This window comes from Flavobacterium sp. B114r (genome assembly GCF_056824125.1).
The window spans coordinates 2,294,797-2,312,370 of record NZ_CP124858.1; the positions used below are offsets into that span (position 1 = coordinate 2,294,797).

Annotated in this window: 10 protein-coding genes; 5 read left to right on the forward strand and 5 right to left on the reverse strand. The window is 33.2% G+C overall.

From position 1 onward, the window contains the following. Window positions 1–12: 12 nt before the first annotated feature. Window positions 13–1,758 (reverse strand): ABC transporter ATP-binding protein, encoded by a 1,746-nt coding sequence (locus tag QLQ94_RS10015; protein WP_271334938.1) that lies wholly within the window; start codon window positions 1,756–1,758, stop codon window positions 13–15. 386 nt (window positions 1,759–2,144) lie between these two features. Between QLQ94_RS10015 and QLQ94_RS10020 the strand changes: the two genes are divergently transcribed. The 5 genes from QLQ94_RS10020 to QLQ94_RS10040 all read left to right on the forward strand — a co-directional run bounded on the left by QLQ94_RS10020 (window position 2,145) and on the right by QLQ94_RS10040 (window position 12,499). Then, window positions 2,145–2,921 carry a hypothetical protein gene (locus QLQ94_RS10020; protein WP_271334937.1) on the forward strand — a complete coding sequence of 259 codons (777 nt, stop codon included), beginning with the start codon at window positions 2,145–2,147 and terminating at the stop codon, window positions 2,919–2,921. A 105-nt stretch (window positions 2,922–3,026) separates the two neighbouring features. After that, on the forward strand, window positions 3,027–3,998 hold the full coding sequence (locus tag QLQ94_RS10025) for a GSCFA domain-containing protein (protein ID WP_482499958.1): 972 nt from the start codon (window positions 3,027–3,029) through the stop codon (window positions 3,996–3,998). A gap of 229 nt (window positions 3,999–4,227) precedes the next feature. Then, window positions 4,228–9,324: a translocation/assembly module TamB domain-containing protein gene (locus QLQ94_RS10030; protein WP_271334936.1), complete on the forward strand. Its 5,097-nt coding sequence runs from the start codon at window positions 4,228–4,230 to the stop codon at window positions 9,322–9,324. Further along, the gene (gene tamL, locus QLQ94_RS10035; RefSeq protein ID WP_482499639.1) at window positions 9,308–11,626 is read left to right on the forward strand and encodes a translocation and assembly module lipoprotein TamL; all 2,319 of its coding nucleotides are present in this window, start codon (window positions 9,308–9,310) and stop codon (window positions 11,624–11,626) included. The genes QLQ94_RS10030 and tamL overlap by 17 nt, the downstream gene beginning before the upstream one ends. 243 nt (window positions 11,627–11,869) lie before the next feature. Further along, on the forward strand, window positions 11,870–12,499 hold the full coding sequence (locus QLQ94_RS10040) for a DUF4230 domain-containing protein (protein WP_271334934.1): 630 nt from the start codon (window positions 11,870–11,872) through the stop codon (window positions 12,497–12,499). 276 nt (window positions 12,500–12,775) lie between these two features. Here the strand turns inward: QLQ94_RS10040 and QLQ94_RS10045 are convergent, their stop codons facing one another. From QLQ94_RS10045 to QLQ94_RS10060, 4 genes are all read right to left on the reverse strand, one after another. Further along, window positions 12,776–14,551: an aromatic amino acid hydroxylase gene (locus tag QLQ94_RS10045; protein ID WP_482499640.1), complete on the reverse strand. Its 1,776-nt coding sequence runs from the start codon at window positions 14,549–14,551 to the stop codon at window positions 12,776–12,778. Between the two features lie 315 nt (window positions 14,552–14,866). Beyond that, window positions 14,867–15,250: a group III truncated hemoglobin gene (locus QLQ94_RS10050; protein WP_482499642.1), complete on the reverse strand. Its 384-nt coding sequence runs from the start codon at window positions 15,248–15,250 to the stop codon at window positions 14,867–14,869. Window positions 15,251–15,389: 139 nt separating this feature from the next. Beyond that, the gene (gene ilvA / locus QLQ94_RS10055; protein ID WP_271334931.1) at window positions 15,390–16,634 is read right to left on the reverse strand and encodes a threonine ammonia-lyase IlvA; all 1,245 of its coding nucleotides are present in this window, start codon (window positions 16,632–16,634) and stop codon (window positions 15,390–15,392) included. 335 nt (window positions 16,635–16,969) lie between these two features. Then, entirely contained in the window at window positions 16,970–17,509 is a 540-nt protein-coding gene (locus QLQ94_RS10060) for a DUF4136 domain-containing protein (RefSeq protein ID WP_271334930.1), read from the reverse strand. Window positions 17,510–17,574 lie beyond the last annotated feature (65 nt).

The window sequence follows — 17,574 nt, forward strand, 5'->3', positions numbered from 1 at the left end:
CCTTAAAAAAAGCTATTTTCTTTCCCCAATTTGCTGACGCCACATAGCGTAATACAAACCTTTTTCAACAATCAGTTCTTCATGTTTACCGGATTCGATAATTTTACCTTGTTCCAAGACAAATATTTTGTCGGCATGCAATACAGTAGACAATCTGTGCGCAATTAAAACCGTTATTCTGTTTTGGTCGGAGATATTTCTAATCGTAGCATTGATCTCTTCTTCAGTAATAGAATCTAATGCAGAAGTAGCCTCATCAAAAATCAATAGATTAGGATTTCTTAAAATAGCTCTGGCGATTGATAAACGTTGTTTTTCACCACCGGAAACTTTAATTCCGCCTTCGCCAATTGTTGTATTTAAACCATCTTCGGCACGTTGCAATAATTTTTCGCAACTCGCTTTTTTAAGAGCATCATACAAATCTTCATCAGTAGCATTAGGTCTTACAAACAGTAAATTTTCACGAATTGTTCCTGAGAATAATTGAGCATCCTGAGTTACAAACCCCAATTGTTTTCGTAAATCTAACAAGTCAATTTCTGTAGAATCAATATCATTATAAAGAACCTGCCCTTCGGCAGGAGTATACAATCCGACTAATAGTTTTACTAAAGTTGTTTTTCCGGAACCTGACGGACCAACAAAAGCAACGGTTTCACCTTGTTTAATTTCGAAATTAATATTTTCTACCGCTTTGAATTTTGCAGTTTTATGCTGAAAACTTACATTGGTAAAAAGTAAAGACCTTATTGCTCCAACATGTTTCGGACTTTTTGGGCGAAACTCTTTTGGTGCGCTTAATAAAACCTTAAAATTTTCCATTGAAACTTTAGTCTCATTCAATGCAATAATGAAATTTCCTAATTCTTGTAATGGTCCAAAAATGAAGAAAGTAAAAAATACCATGGTCAATAAATCACCCACGATAATTTTATGTCCAAACAAGAAATAATACAACGTAAAGACAACACAAGTTCTTAAAAAGTGAACGGTTGTTCCCTGAATAAAACTCAAGCTTCTGATAAAACGAATTTTTTCTAACTCTAATTGCAGAATTTTAAAAGTGTTTAAGTTCAGACGTTTTTCTTCCTGATACGTTAATCCAAGACTTTTTACCAATTCAATATTTCTCAAGCTCTCGGTTGTAGAACCAGCCAAAGCATTGGTTTGATTGACAATTTTTCTGGAAACGATTTTTATTTTTTTACCTAAATACGAACTGATTAAAGCAATAATGGGAGCCGTAACCAAAAAGATTAGTGAAATACGGTAATCGATTCGGGCAACGTAAACGATTACAAATATAAATCCGATAATGGTTTGAAAAATCAAAGAGATCGAAAGCGTAATTAATTTTTCAGAATCAGAGCGTACTTTCGTCAATTTACTTAAAGTTTCACCGCTTCGCTGATCTTCGAATTCGGCATAAGGTAAATCAAGCGATTTTTTGATTCCGTCAGTATACATTTGAGCTCCGGTACGCTGAATTACGACATTGGTAAAGTAATCCTGAAAGTTTTTGGTAATTCTTGAGATCATTGCAGCACCAAGGGAAAGCCCCAGCCAGAAGGATAAAGATTTTAAAAAACCTATTTCATTTCCTTCATATTTATGCAAACCAACACCGCAATCCTGCATTAATTTACCGGTAATAATTGAGTCTGATAAGCTGAAACAAATGTTTATAGAAGCCATAATCAACGCAAAAAGCAAGAGCATTTTGTGTTTGATTATATAAGAATATAATAATTTCATGTGTGAGTTTAAATTTATTGAAGATGCAAAAGTAGTGAATAGTTTGGCTTTGTAAAGTTGCTTTTAGTTATTAAAAAACTAAATTTTTTTACAGTTGAAATTAGCGGCGTGTTTTTTTAGTCTTGAGTGTCTTAATTTTTTATAAAATATATTTTTTAACACTGGCGTTATAAAAAAAACGAAGAAAACAATCAGGTATTTAAATGGGATTATTTTTGGTTAAATTTTATTACTAAGGTAATTGTTTGCTTATGTTATTCTTTATTAATGCTTTAGTAAGTAGTGGGGTTGCATGCTGTATTTTTTTAGTTTGAATGTGGGATGCCGTAAGGTTTTGATTTTTGGTTGTATTAAGTTTGCCGCAATAACAAATTTAACAAATAAAAATGAAAAAAATTTTATGTCTTTTTAGTGCTTTATCTATGGTGCTGATTTCTTCTTGTTCTAGTGACGATTCGACAGATGTTGCATCTGAAACATTATTACCTAAAAAAATTGTTGAAACAACTGTTGAAAATGGAAAGTCAGGAAGTCTTGATTTTACGTTTACTTACGACGGAAATAAATTAAAGCAAATTTCTCTTTCAGATGCTTCTAAATTTGTTTATACGTATACAGGAGAAGTAATCACTAAAGTTGAGGAGTTCAAATCAAGTGAGTTACAATCTACAGATGTATATACGTACGAAGCTGGAAAATTAGTTTCTAAACTTACTACGAGTGCTTTCAGTTCTACTCCTCCACAAAAACTAACTTTTGTTTACAATGCAAACGGTACTGTTAACGCAAATTATTCTGAGATAATCAACAGACAGGAAGTTAAATATGATACAACAAGACTTTATACTTTTGCAAATGGAAATATAATTTCTACTGAGTTTATCGATGCTGTAAGGGAAAAAAGTACAAGTACATTTGATGACAAGAAAAACCCTTTTACCAATATTACAGGAGCTAAACTTTTGTTGGATTTAGATGATAATTTTGATTTTTATTCAGCAAATAATACAGTTAAAAATGTTACTGTAGAAACTGATGCTTCAGGAAAAGTTATTGGAACAGTAACAGTAACGAATACCAATAAATACAATGCTAATAATTTTGCAACTGAAATATTCTCTGGAGATGCTAAAAACTCTTTTAAATTAGAGATTGCTTATTAATTAGCTTTTAATACAATAATAAATCCCCAATCATCAATAATTGATGTTGGGGATTTTTTTAGATCTTTAAATGAGTTTTAAACTGTATTTTTGAATAAAAAAGTCATGCAATTCAGAACGCAAATAACAATTTCTAAAACCAATAGTCCAATCGATTATAACTCGAAGATCATTTCTATTGGTTCCTGTTTTGCTGAAAATATGGCGGAGAAATTCGATTATTTTAAATTTCAAAACCAGACAAATCCGTTTGGGATTATTTTTAATCCGGTTTCGATCGAGAAGATAATCAGCAGGATTATTAAGGAAGAATTTTATACAGAGAAAGATGTTTTCTTTTATAATGAGCGCTGGCATAGTTATGAAGTACATTCGGATTTAAGTAATTCAGATCGACAGGAATTATTGGAAACTTTGAATAAGGCTATTTCAGAAACCTCTAAATACTTAAAAGAAGCCACGCACATTATTATCACGTACGGAACTTCCTGGATTTACAGAAACATAGAAAGCGATGAGTTTGTAGCCAATTGCCATAAAGTACCGCAAAAGCAATTTACGAAACAATTATTATCGGTAAATGTAATTGAGCAAAGTATTCAAAATACAGTTGATTTTATTAAGACGTTAAATCCTAAAATCAATTTTATATTTACTGTTTCTCCCGTTCGTCATATCAAAGATGGTTTTGCTGAAAATCAATTAAGTAAATCACATTTGTTTGCGGCGGTTCATTCTATTTTAAACGATTGTCATCCTGAGCAAAGTCGAAGTCTTTCGGGAATTGAATACTTCCCGTCCTACGAAATCATGATGGACGAACTGCGGGACTATCGTTTTTATACCGAAGATATGTTACATCCCAATCAAGTAGCAATCGATTATATCTGGCAGAAATTCAGTGAAAACTATATTTCTGAAAATAGTATTTCAACGATGCAAGAGGTTTCAGAAATACAAAAAAGTTTGCGTCACAGAAGCTTCAATCCGGAATCAGAACAACACCAGAAATTCTTAGCAAAACTTCAGCAGAAGATAAATGCGATTCAGGAAAAATGGAAGCACATTAAATTTTAATTTAGAAACATTTCAATTCCATTGTTTAAACCAAAGTTTATTAAAAATCTTCGTGCCTTAGCACCTTCGTGGCTAATTAAAGTAAGAAAATAATTATTTGTCCATAAAATTTTAGAATAATTGCATGTAATTATGTAAATTGTTAAGGTTTAAAATTTACAATTTTGTAAACTGTAGAAATACAGCTTTATAATGACACAACTTTAATTTAACCGTGTTTTATTGACTTATGAATAAGAAACCAATTCATTTTCTTAAAAAAACACTACGTATACTACTTTGGTGCGTGGTTTCTATCATTGCACTTTTATTACTTCTAATTGTTTTAATTCAGGTTCCGTCGATCCAAAATTATGCAAAGGATAAAGCGATAACCTATTTGCATAATAAAATAAAAACCAAAGTTGCTTTGGATCATATCTCTATTAAATTTCCAAAAGATATAGTTTTGGAAGGTTTCTATTTTGAAGATCAAAAGAAAGATACTTTGTTGAGCGGTAAACGTTTAGAGTTAGATGTCGATTTGTTTAAGCTAATAAGCAGTGAGCTCGAGATAAATTCAGTTTCCCTTGAAAATGTCAATGCTAATATTTCCAGAAATAAAGACGGCGTTTTTAATTTTGATTATATAATAAAAGCTTTCGAATCTAAAGAACCAAAGGTTGAAGATCCGGATAGTAAACCATTCAAAATATCAGTTGTAAATGTAAATCTGGACAATGTTAAATTCAGTTTTAAAGATGATTTTTCTAAGAATGATGTGAAGGTCAATCTGACACATTTTGATACAAAATTCAAGGAATTTGATTTGGATAAAATGAATTTCGATATTCCGAATATTAAGTTAGACGGATTAAAATTAGTTTTAGATCAGGATGCAGTCGAAAAAATTGCCGAAGTATCGGTAGAAACCGTTGATACTATTTCGAAAAGAAAAGATTCTAATTTGAATTTAGGTAAAATTAGTTTGTCGAAAATTGATATTGCTTATGATAATAAAGATTCCAAATTAGACTCAGGAATAAAACTGGGGAATCTTGATTTATCGGTCAATAAAATTGACCTGAACAATCAGCTTTTAGATTTTGATACTTTCGAATTGAAAAATCTAAAAGGGAACTTACGTTTAGGTACAAAAGACAAACAAATAAAAACTCCTGATTTAGATTCAACTGCAATTAAGCAAGCAGGATGGAAAGTAAAATTAAAGAATATAGATATACAGGATGTCGCCTTCAGGTTTGACGATATGCAATCGAAACCAGTTTTAAAAGGTATTGATTACAGTCATCTTGATTTGGATAAATTAAATTTTAAAGCAGAGAAATTATACTACGGAAACGACACCATTTCCGGGAACATAAAAGCTTTAACGGCAAACGATAAAAGCGGATTACAAATTCAGTCTTTAAAAACCGATTTCTTTTACGGACCTAAAAATGCATATCTGAATGATTTGTATTTGAAAACGCCTCAAACTTTACTTCAAAATAAAGTTAAAGTCGCTTATTCTTCGATTGCAACAATTTCTAAAGATTTAGGAAACCTTTCTTTAGACGCTAATTTAAATCAATCAAAAATTGGTTTTAAAGATATTTTGCTTTTTGTTCCGGATTTGCAAAAGACAAATCCGTTTAAGAGTAATCCAAATGCGATTTTGTACGTTAATACACGCTTGAGCGGAAAAATTAAAGATCTTAACATTCCACAATTCGAAATGAGTGGAATAGGAACGACAAAAGTTTCTCTTTCTGGAAAAATAACAGGGTTGCCGGATGCCCAAAAAGCCTATTACGATTTAGATATAAAAAAAATATCAAGTACTTCAAAGGATATTAATACGTTTGTACCGGCAGGAACAATTCCGAAAAACATTCAGTTGCCTTCTCAATTAAACCTGCAAGGAAAATTTAAAGGTTCTGTTCAGAATTTCAAAACAAACCTGGCCTTAAACAGTAGTTTCGGAAATGCGAAAGTCGATGCATTATTCGATCAGCGTGTTAAGAAAAAAGAGAAGTACAATGCAACAGTTTATTTGTTGGATTTTGATTTGGGAAAATTAATCAAAAATGATTCAATCGGAAAAATTACGCTTAAAGCGAAAGTAGATGGGAAAGGACTCGATCCAAAAACAGCTCAGGCGCAATTTGACGGATTGGTTCAGAAAGCAGTTTTTAATAAATATACTTATAAGGATTTAGCTTTAAAAGGAAATATAGAAAACGGATCATTTGATGTAAAATCGGGAATGAAAGATCCTAATTTGCATTTTGATCTTGTAGCAAGTGGAAATACAAAAGATAAATATCCATCCATACAATTAAAATTAAATCTGGATATTGCTGATCTGGAAAAACTAAATCTTCATGCCGGACCAATGAAACTGCGTGGTAATGTAGATGCAGATATTGCCAACAGTAATCCTGATTTTTTAAACGGTAAAGTATTTCTTTCCAATATACAGGTGGTACAAGATGCCGCACCTATTGTTCTGGATTCAGTGCGTATAATTGCTTTTGCGGATAATACGAGAAATAACATCAAAATTGCATCTCAGTTTTTGAAAGCGGAAGTTGACGGAAAATATAAATTGACCACATTAACAGCGGCAATAAAAAAATCATTATCGAAATATATTGATTTAAAAAATCCAAAAGTAAATGGAGAAGCAGATGAACAACGTTTGGTCTTTAAGTTAAAGATTGATAATGATCCGCTGCTTTTTAAACTGGTTCCAAAATTAACTGGTTTAGAGCCTGTCAATATTACAGGAAAGTACAATAACGTAACAGATTCATTAGAAATAAAAGGGACAATACCAAGAATTGTGTATGCCGATAACACAATTGCCGATGGAAAAATAAATATCGAAGGAAAAGAGAATGCTTTAGAATATATGGTTTCTGTAGCAACGATCGAAAGTGGCTCTTTAAAAATTCCATTCACAAGTTTAGCAGGAAAAGTCGAAAATAATATTTTGACTTATGCTCTTGAAGTGAAAGATGTAAAAGACAAACAACAGTATTTTATTGCGGGAGAATTTAAAACAGAAGATTCTAAAAATATCTTCAAAATCGATGCAGAAAACTTTGTGCTTAATTACGATAAATGGACGGTTGATCCTGAAAATGTAATTGAATTTGGAGGAAAAAGACTTTATATTAATAAGTTTTATTTATCAAATTCAGGCAATGAATTAAAGATACAATCTCAGGGAGAACAGGATAATGCACCGTTGAAAGTTGATTTTGTAAACTTTAAAATCGAAACCATTATGAATATGGTTAAAAAAGACGAGATTTTAATGCAAGGTCTGATTAACGGAAATGCAGTTGTTGAGAATATAATGACAAAACCCACTTTTACATCAGATTTAAAAGTAGATCAGTTCGCTTTTAAAGGGGAACCTGTTGGTGATATTGGTATTAAAGTAGATAACAAAGTGGATAATTTATTGGCCGCAAATGTTACATTAACGGGTCAGGATAATGATGTAAGTCTTACCGGGAATTATAAAGTTGACGATGGAGATCTTGATTTCAATTTAGATTTGAATAAACTGAATATAAAAAGTATTCAGGGATTCAGTATGGGTAATATTAAAGAAGGAACAGGATATTTAACCGGGAATTTTAAAATTACGGGCAATGCAAGCGAGCCAAAAGTAATTGGAGAATTAGACTTTAAGGAAACAGGTTTCAGAGTAACTAAACTGAATTCTTTCTTTAAAACGGTTGATGAAAAAATCACGCTTCAAAATGATGTAATTACGTTTGATAAATTTACTTTTCATGACGAGAATGATAACGAGTTAACAATAGACGGAACGATTAAGTCTGCTGATTATAGTAATTTCGATTTTGGTTTAACAGTTGTTGCAGACGATTTTAGAGCCATACATTCTAAAGAAGCAGATAATGATTTGTTTTATGGAGATTTAATTCTGGATACCAAACTAAACATAAAAGGAACGCTTAAAAATCCTGTTGTTGGCGGAAATATCAAAATAAACAAAGACACTAAATTTACAGTTGTTTTACCACAATCAGATCCTTCTATTGCGGATCGTGAAGGTATTGTTGAGTTTGTCGATGAAGATAATATGTTGCTGAAACAAACTGTTGCGATGGAGAAAGAATTGAATCAATCTCAGTTAATTGGTATGGATGTGAGCGTTGAAATTGCCATTGATAAAGAAGCTGAACTTACCTTGGTGATTGACAAAGGAAACGGAGATTATCTGAATCTAAAAGGTGAAGCACAGCTTACAGGAGGAATCGATCCGTCAGGAAAAACTACTTTAACGGGTAAATATGAGTTTTCTGAAGGAGCGTATGAAATGAATTTCAACATGATCCGAAGAAAATTTGATATTCAAAAAGGAAGTTCTATTACCTGGAATGGTGAACCTACAATGGCAAGTCTGAATATTACAGCCATTTATAAAGTAGAAACAGCACCAATAGATTTACTTGGAAACCAGTTAGGAGCAATGAGTCCGACGGTTAAAAACACATACAAACAGAAAATTCCGTTCCAGACATTATTAAAAATGAATGGAGAATTACTGAAACCGGAAATCACATTTGATATTGTGCTGCCTGACGGGAATTATGATGTTTCATCAGATATCGTAACAGCTTCCCAGAATAAATTAGAGCAATTACGACAAGAACCAAACGAATTGAACAAACAGGTTTTTGCACTGTTATTATTAAACAGATTTATTGGTGAAAACCCTTTTGCGAGTGAAAGCGGCGGAACAAGTGCAGAATCATTGGCAAGACAAAGTGTGAGTAAAATACTTTCTCAACAGTTAAATGATCTTGCAGGAGAGTTAATTAGCGGAGTTCAATTAGAGTTTGATCTTGAATCTACAGATGATTATACTACCGGAAACAGGGAAAACAGAACAGATTTGAATGTTGGTGTTTCTAAAAAACTTTTAAATGATCGATTAAAAGTTACGGTAGGAAGCAGTTTTGCTGTCGAAGGACAAGAACGCGCAAATGAAGAAAGTACCAATATTGCCGGCGACGTAGCATTAGATTATCAACTAACAAAAGACGGCCGATATATGCTTCGTGCGTATCGCAAAAACGAATATCAGGTTGCAGTCGAAGGTCAGGTTGTCGAGACAGGAGTTGCGTTTATTATTACAATGAGTTACAATAAATTCCGTGAACTTTTTCATAGAAGTGCAGCCGAAAAAGAAATGATAAAAGAAGAAAAACTGCGAAAAGAGAAAAAGAAGCAGAAAGAGAAGGAAGAGAATAAAAAAGAAGACGAAGAAAATAAAATTGAAGGAAATGAACAAAAGACATAGCAATATGGAAATTAGATATGTAAAATATTTTATAGCGCTATCCTTATTTTTTGTTTTTGGATGCAGCAATACTAAATATTTGCCCGAAGGAGATTTATTGTACACAGGAGGTTCTGTGACAGTAAAGGATTCTACTATTAAAAAGAAAGAAAGAAAAGCTTTCGAGAATGAACTAGAAGATTTATTGCGACCAAAACCCAACAAGCAAATATTAGGTTTACGACCTAAATTATGGATTTACAATATTGCAGGCGAACCTAAAAAACAAAAAGGAATTCGATATTGGCTGCGTAATAAAGTGGGAGAAGCGCCAATACTTTTTAGCAAAGTCGATTTAGATTATAATGCTTCGGTTTTACGAAATTTCACAGAAAACAGAGGTTATTTTAAAACGCGTGTCAGTGCAGATTCTACTGTTAGTAACAAAAGAGTAACTGCAGAATATACGGTTGTGCCTAAAAGACAGTATATTATTAAAAGTGTAATTTTTCCGGATGACTCTCTGGCCATGTCAAGAATAATTGGGCGATCAAGCCGAAGAAGTTTATTGAAAGTAGGAAAACCATATGATTTGGATGTCATAAAAGCAGAGAGAGAAAGAATAGATGCAAGGCTTAAAGAAAAAGGATATTACTACTTTAATCCGGATTATATTTTAGCCCAGGTAGACAGCAGCAAAGGCGATCATGAAGTAAAAATCAGGTTGGTAATAAAACCTGAGGCACCGCCAAAAGCTTTGACCGCTTACAAGATTAATAAAATTGTAGTTTATCCTAATTTTACCGTTTCAAAAGATAGCGTGAAATACACTGGTAAAGATATTGTTCAATACAAAGATTTTACGATTATTGATACTGCAGATACTTTCAAACCAAGGGTTTTTGATCGGGCGATCTATTTTAAAAAAGGAGATTTATACAATAGAAAGAACCACAATTTGACTTTAAACCGATTCGTGAATCTGGGAACTTTTAGTTTTGTAAAAAACGAATTTAAACCTTCTGATAGTATAAAAAACGCCTTGGATTCTTATTATTATCTGACGCTTTTGCCGAAGAAATTTATTCGTGTAGAAGTTTTAGGAAAAACAAATTCAGCCAGTTATACAGGAACAGAACTGAATGTAAACTGGAACAACCGAAACTTATTTCGTGGTGCTGAACTGCTGACGGTTTCTGTTTTTGGCGGAGCCGATTTTCAGCTTGCAGGAACTAATAACGGAAAAAATATTTATAAATTAGGAACAGAAACCAGCTTGACCTGGCCGAGATTTATTGTGCCGTTTTTTCATATTGAAGGTTCCAGCGAATATGTGCCGAGAACAAAAGCTACAGTGAGATATGAATATCAAAACAGAACACAATTGTATGCATTGAATTCGTTTAAAACATCATTTGGTTATCAATGGAAAGAAAACATCAGAAAAGAACACCAATTCAATCTTATTGATATTACGTATGTGAGCCCAAATAATGTAACAGCAGAGTATCGTCAGGATATTATAGAAGATGCATCGTTAGGGAAAGTAATCGAAAAGCAACTGATTTTTGGACCAACGTACTCGTATACATATACAAATACAATGCAGAAGCGTAAAAAAAATACGTTTTATTTTAATGGAGAATTAGATTTGGCAGGAAATATAACTGGTTTGGCTACAGGCGCTAATGTAAAAAAGAACGATACCATAAAAATATTTGATGTTCCGTTTAGTCAATTTGTAAAGCTAAAAGGAGATTTCAGGCATTATTTAAAACTGGGTAAAGAAAGTGAACTGGCAAGCAGAATTATTATTGGTGCCGGACTGCCTTACGGAAATTCAGGTGCATTGCCAACGTCTAAGCAATTTGTGGTAGGAGGAACCAATAGTATTCGTGCTTTTAGAGCACGATCTCTCGGTCCTGGAAGTTATGTCAATACTGTCACAGATAATTCATACTTACCGGATCAGTCAGGAGATTTAAAATTAGAATTTAGTACAGAATACAGGGCAAAACTTTTTAGTATTGTTCGCGGTGCAGTATTTATAGATGCTGGAAACGTTTGGCTTTTAAATGCTGATAAAGATAAACCGGGAGGACAAATTACCAAAGATTTCATGAAAGAGATTGCCGTGGGTGCCGGAGCGGGATTGCGTTTTGATTTGTCTTTCTTAGTTCTAAGAACAGATCTGGCATTTCCGTTAAGAAAGCCTTATTTGCCGGAAGGACAAAGATGGGTAATCGACGATATCAATTTTGGCAGCGGACCGTGGAGAAAAGAAAACCTGATTTTGAATATCGCAATTGGTTATCCATTTTAAGAATTTTGCCACGTTTTTTGCCGCAAATTTCACGAATTTTCACTGATATATAGTTTGCGCATAATAAGCAATTTCACAAATTTTAAATTCACATCATTATAAATTATAAACAAAGCATTAGTGAAAATTCGTGAAATTGCTTCGCCTGTTCGCTGTTGCTCGGGTCATGGCGAAAAAACTTAGTGATGAAAAACTTTTAACCTCTTAGAAAAAAGAAGTAAATTGGTCTAATAAAATAATAGAATGCAAAATTTAATAAAGAGAATAATAGTTTTCGTTGCGGTCGTACTTTTGATAGTTTTGGCTTTCAAATATTGTGAGTTCAAAAAAGACGACGATTCTACCATCGATTACAATACCAATTTAATTCAACAGCAGATTTTAAATGTTGGAAAATTAGTAGTCACCGAAGGGCATTTTTCAGAAGTCATTACCTATAAAAATCAACAGAAATACTTGATGGATATGGTTTCTTTTGAGAAGAAAGCACTTGTTGTCGTGAATGCAAATGTTACAGTTGCTTATGATTTGCATAAAATCAAATACGATATCGACGAAAAAAATAAAACCATCACCATTCTTAATATTCCAAAAGAAGAAATTACAATCAATCCGGATATTCAGTTTTACGATGTTGAACAAAGCAAACTAAATCCTTTTACAGGAGATGATTACAACAAAATCAACAAATCAGTAAAAGCCAATCTGGCGAAAAAAATCGAGAAATCGACCTTGAAAACCAATGCCCAAAATAGATTGATTAGTGAGTTATCTAAAATTCTGATCCTGACAAATTCAATGGGTTGGAAATTGCAATACGAAGGAAAAACAATTGAATCTGATAAAGATTTTAATACAGATTTAAAATTGTAGTTTGCCACAAAGGCAAAAAGACTCTAAGTTTTTTTAATTAATGATTAATCGTATTGTTTGTCATTTTGGCCCAAGGGAGAAATCACACTAGAAGCTCCGCACAGAAAGTCGTCAATCTTTGTCGAATCCCGCGTGTGATTTCTCCCTTGGGTCGAAATGACAAAATTGTAGAAAAACTTTGCGACTTCACGTCTTTGCGAGATTAAAAAAAAACCTGCGTTAATCAGTTTAAATCAGTAAGATTCGTGGGCAAAATTTTCGCAACAACAAAAAGTCTTATTGTCTTTGTGGCAAATCCGGCAAAGAACCGTTAAATATCAAATCCAATCCACCAGTAATTAAATGTGCCACTTCAGGACGTTTTATTTTCAACTGATCCAGATAAACCAATACTTTCTGCAAAAGCTGTGCTTCATTTGAATCCTTCGAAAGCTCCGCTATTTCAATAGAAAGCAACCAATCATTAGAATGGTTTTTTTGAAGTTTCTCAAATACAGATTTCAATTCATATTTAGCATCTTTATTTTCTCTGATCATACGAACCGTTTGGTACAAAATCTCCAGATCGTCACGTTCGTCTGAATGTTTGGCTTTTATAGTTGTAGTTTTAGGAACCGAATTTATCAAATCGAAACTATTTACATCGGCTGGACCTGAAAAAGCCGAAACTACTTTTTTACCAATTGCCATATCATAATTTCCCCATTCCGGCTGAAACAAAATTGTTTCGCCATGTGTAACGGTACAATTTCTAAAACTAATCAGGATAATTTCACCGTGTAAATTTCTGGAACCTGTAATGATTTCTCCTTCAACAATAATATTGCCTTCAAACTCCAGTTTTACAGTTTCATTTTCAACGATACTATAAGCTTGTAAATCCTTCGGGCTCATATCTTCGATTGCTAAATTGAATCCTTTCAGTTTCCCAATCGGACTTCCAAAACCTTCCGGATGTGTTAGCGTTCCGTGGCCAACTAATTCTTTTTCGCGATACGATAAAGCTGTTTTTCCTGTTGTCTGAATGTAAATTGGTTTTCCTTCCTCTTCTAATACATTTGTAAAAACTCCCGAAATCTGTAAACCTGTACTCAATTCAATAGTTCCTAAAGCATTGGAATGAATTAGTTTCTGAATCCCCGAAAGTCCCCCGGTTCTTAAAGCCATTTTATTCGCAAATTCTTCCAGGACCAAACTTAAATAAGAGAAATTTGGCGTTACATATAATTGAGGTTGCAATTGCGTAATATCAAAATTCTGATTCGCAGCAGAGATATCGTAAGGTATTTTCTTTACGTTATCCGTCATGCACCAGGCACTTTCTCCAATCGATGAAAGTAATCCTGCGCCATATATTTTTGGGTTTTCAACAGTTCCAATCAGGCCATATTCAACAGTCCACCAATGCAGGTTTCGAATTTGAGCCATTTCAGACAATTCCCCCATATTATTTTGCAGATCGGCAACAGCTTTTTCAGCCTCGTCTATTTTTTCCTGTGGAGTATCTTCGGCTTCTTTTAATATTGAAAGCAACCGAATCGCCTCGTACATCTGATAATCTTTATGTGATGAAATGGCTTTGCAGCCAATTTCTCCAAACCGGCGTAAATATTCAGCATATTCAGGATTCGCAATAATAGGAGCGTGGCCGGCACCTTCGTGAATAATATCCGGAGCAGGCGTATATTCGATATGTTCTAACTGGCGAATATCTGAAGCAATAACCAAAACGTTGTAAGCCTGAAATTCCATAAAAGCATTTGGCGGAATAAATCCGTCAACCGCAACCGCAGCCCAGCCAATTTCGGTTAGAATCCGGTTCATTCCATACATACTAGGGATCGCATCAATTTCGATTCCCGTTTTGCGTAAGCCGTCTAAGTACGAACTATGTGCAACTTTCGATAAATAATCTACATTTTTACGCATTACATAGCGCCAAACCGCTTGGTTTATAGGAGTGTAATCGCTATAATCCTGAGGTTTAATAAACTGCTTTAAATGTTTAGGCAATCGCTCTAATAACGGGTTTGTTTCAATACTTGCATTCATTTCGAAAACGTTGTAGTTTAGAATGCAAAATTACGAATTAACACCGCTATTTTTTGCTATTTGTTACAATTATTTTATTCGAAGGTGATTTTTATTGCGTTTTTCGTGAAGTTTGTCTTGAGATCTTATATAGGTTTTAGGAGCTAATTCCTGCTGTACGCTGTATCTTTTTGTTTTTAAAGAAAAAACAAAAAGGATGCCGCTTCCATCAGGGCTAGGACTTCCGTTTTCAAAAGAACATTTTAAATTTATAGAGATAAAAATTTCCAATAAAATAATTCATGATAATTCGTGAAATTGATGGCAATTTTTTTTCTAATGATTTTCAGGATTTCTAAAATATTCAATTTTGTAATTGAACATATAGGCCATATTTGCTGCACGAACTTTAGCTTCCTCAGCTAATTTTCCAATAAATAATTCATCGACAGTTGAAGTGAAAATTTTCATCCAGCGATCAAAATGAGATTGATTTACAGGTAATTGTTTGTGTGGCGGAAATGGGCTTCCGGAATAAGTATGTTCTTCTAAAAGAATGGTTTGCCAAAAACGATACATTTTTTCTAAATGTTCAGGCCATCTTCCTAGCATTTTTTCATTGAAAATAGGTCCAATTAAATCATCTTTCTGAACTTTATCATAAAATGTATTTACTAAAAGTTTGATGTCTTCTATGTTTGAAATATCCTGAGTTGCCATTTTTTAAATAAAAATAAAGTGCTTTCTTTTGTAAAGCCGGTGAAATCTTTGTGATTCTCTGCGAAAATCCAGTACACAAAGTTACACAAAGATTATACAGTGAAACTTAAAGAAAAACAAAAAGTGGGTTAAAGTTTGATTATCCTATTAACTGTGTAAACAAATCCTGATTGTCATTCAGATATTGAAATTCAAAACCATTTTTGGTCATGTTCATTTTAATTGCCAGAATATCTTTTTTGTTTTTCAATTCTAATCCAACTACGACAGAACCAACTTCACGGCTGTTTTTCTTAGCGAATTGAAAGTAAGTGATGTCATCATCCGGTCCTAAAATATTATTAACAAATTCTTTTAGAGCTCCGGGACGTTGTGGAAACTGAATCATAAAATAATGCATCAAACCTTCGTAAAGTAAAGAACGCTCTTTTATTTCGGCCGTTCTTTCGATATCATTATTACTTCCGCTTACTACGCAAACTACGGTTTTGCCTTTTATTTTATCCTTATAAAAATCTAAAGCAGCAATTGTTAATGCTCCAGCCGGTTCTACAACCATAGCCTCTTCGTTGTATAAACGCAAAATTGTCGTGCACACTTTGCCTTCAGGAACCAGAATGATGTCGTTTAAGTTATTACGGCATATTTCAAAAGTTTTATCGCCAACTTGTTTTACTGCAGCGCCGTCAACAAATTTATCAATAGTTGCAAGTGCAGTATTTTTATTTTCTTCAATAGAGGTTTTCATTGAAGGAGCACCTTTAGGTTCAACTCCAATAATTTTAGTATCAGGACTCAGATGTCTAAAAACTTCAGATAATCCTGAAGCCAATCCACCTCCGCCAATTGGGACAAAAACATAATCGATAGCTTCTTTATAATTTTCGAGAATTTCAAGTCCAACAGTTCCCTGACCGGCAATTACTTTCTCATCATCAAAAGGATGAATAAATATTTTATGATTTTTTACGGCATCTGCAGTTGCGGACGCATAAGCATCATCAAAAGTATCTCCGATAAGCACAATTTCAACAAACGATTTTCCAAACAGTTGAACCTGTTTTACTTTTTGTTTTGGAGTCGTTTTCGGCATATAGATTTTGCCTCTGATCTGCAAAATATGGCAGGAATATGCAACACCTTGTGCATGATTTCCGGCACTTGCGCAAACAATTCCAGTTGCTTTTTCGATATCATTCAACGAAGAAATCTTGTTATAAGCGCCTCTGATTTTGTACGATCGTACAATTTGTAAATCTTCCCGTTTCAATAAAATAGTCGATTGAAATTCGTCTGAAAGATTTAAATTTTGCGTAAGTGGAGTAGCGGCTACTACATTTTCTAATTGCTTTTTTGCAGCAAGTACTTCGTTAAATAAATTCATTTTGTTTTGTTTTTTTGCCACGAATTAGCACTAAATTTTATTGTTTGATTAGAAAAAAATAATTTGTGAACCTACGTGAAATTTGTGACAACCTTTTGATTATTTATTAAAATAAAAAACCTCCCGGTTTGGGAGGTTTCATAAATTGTATTTTGTTTACTTATTTATATAATACCTCGCCATTATTGCTGAATTGCAATAATGTTAACAGAGATAATAATGATATTTAAGTTTTTCATTTCAGATAATTGAATGGCAAATGTATAAATTATTTCGTAAAGTATTTAATAACTTTTTTTAGTTTTTTCAAATACTGAAAACTGCGACTTAAAAACTTACTTCTTAACCGGAGGATATTGTGCCAAAACTTTTGATACAAGTTCTTTTACTTTAGCATCTTTTTTCTCTACGTTTTTGGTTAAAGTTCCAACACCTTCACCTTGCCAGATCATTTCTTTCTTTTTAGCATCAATTAAGTCAATGAATAAAGTTCCTTCTGTAGAGGTTGATACAGTAGTTTGATTTCCTCCGTACATCATGTAAGGATTCCATCCCCAACCCCAACCATAACCCCAACCGGCGCTAAATTGGTTTACATTAACTTGTTCTCTTGATTTTGTAAAAATATTTATTAATAAATCTGGGTTCTCACTTTTTGTAAAACCTTTGGCTTGCATTTCTTCGTCTATGGCGTGTAGGATACGTCTTTTATCCAAATCAGAAATTTCGACCTTATCAATTCCCGGCTTAAAAAATGCATAAGTCTTATAAGGCGTGAAATCTACGTTTTTATCATAATCAGAATAAACACTGACTGTGCTGCATGACGCAAGAATTAAAAGCAAAAAAACGGGTACTAATTTGAATGTTTTCATATGTTTAAAAATTTTAATGTTCTTCTTTCTTTGTCTGGCTGAGCGGAGTCGAAGCCCTTTTTCCT

Excerpts from the sequence above, each read along its gene's own strand:
- QLQ94_RS10015 (WP_271334938.1), bottom strand. The coding sequence starts at position 1,758 with ATGAAATTATTATATTCTTATATAATCAAACACAAAATGCTCTTGCTT.
- QLQ94_RS10020 (WP_271334937.1), top strand. The coding sequence starts at position 2,145 with ATGAAAAAAATTTTATGTCTTTTTAGTGCTTTATCTATGGTGCTGATT.
- QLQ94_RS10025 (WP_482499958.1), top strand. The coding sequence starts at position 3,027 with ATGCAATTCAGAACGCAAATAACAATTTCTAAAACCAATAGTCCAATC.
- QLQ94_RS10030 (WP_271334936.1), top strand. The coding sequence starts at position 4,228 with ATGAATAAGAAACCAATTCATTTTCTTAAAAAAACACTACGTATACTA.
- tamL (WP_482499639.1), top strand. The coding sequence starts at position 9,308 with ATGAACAAAAGACATAGCAATATGGAAATTAGATATGTAAAATATTTT.
- QLQ94_RS10040 (WP_271334934.1), top strand. The coding sequence starts at position 11,870 with ATGCAAAATTTAATAAAGAGAATAATAGTTTTCGTTGCGGTCGTACTT.
- QLQ94_RS10045 (WP_482499640.1), bottom strand. The coding sequence starts at position 14,551 with ATGAATGCAAGTATTGAAACAAACCCGTTATTAGAGCGATTGCCTAAA.
- QLQ94_RS10050 (WP_482499642.1), bottom strand. The coding sequence starts at position 15,250 with ATGGCAACTCAGGATATTTCAAACATAGAAGACATCAAACTTTTAGTA.
- ilvA (WP_271334931.1), bottom strand. The coding sequence starts at position 16,634 with ATGAATTTATTTAACGAAGTACTTGCTGCAAAAAAGCAATTAGAAAAT.
- QLQ94_RS10060 (WP_271334930.1), bottom strand. The coding sequence starts at position 17,509 with ATGAAAACATTCAAATTAGTACCCGTTTTTTTGCTTTTAATTCTTGCG.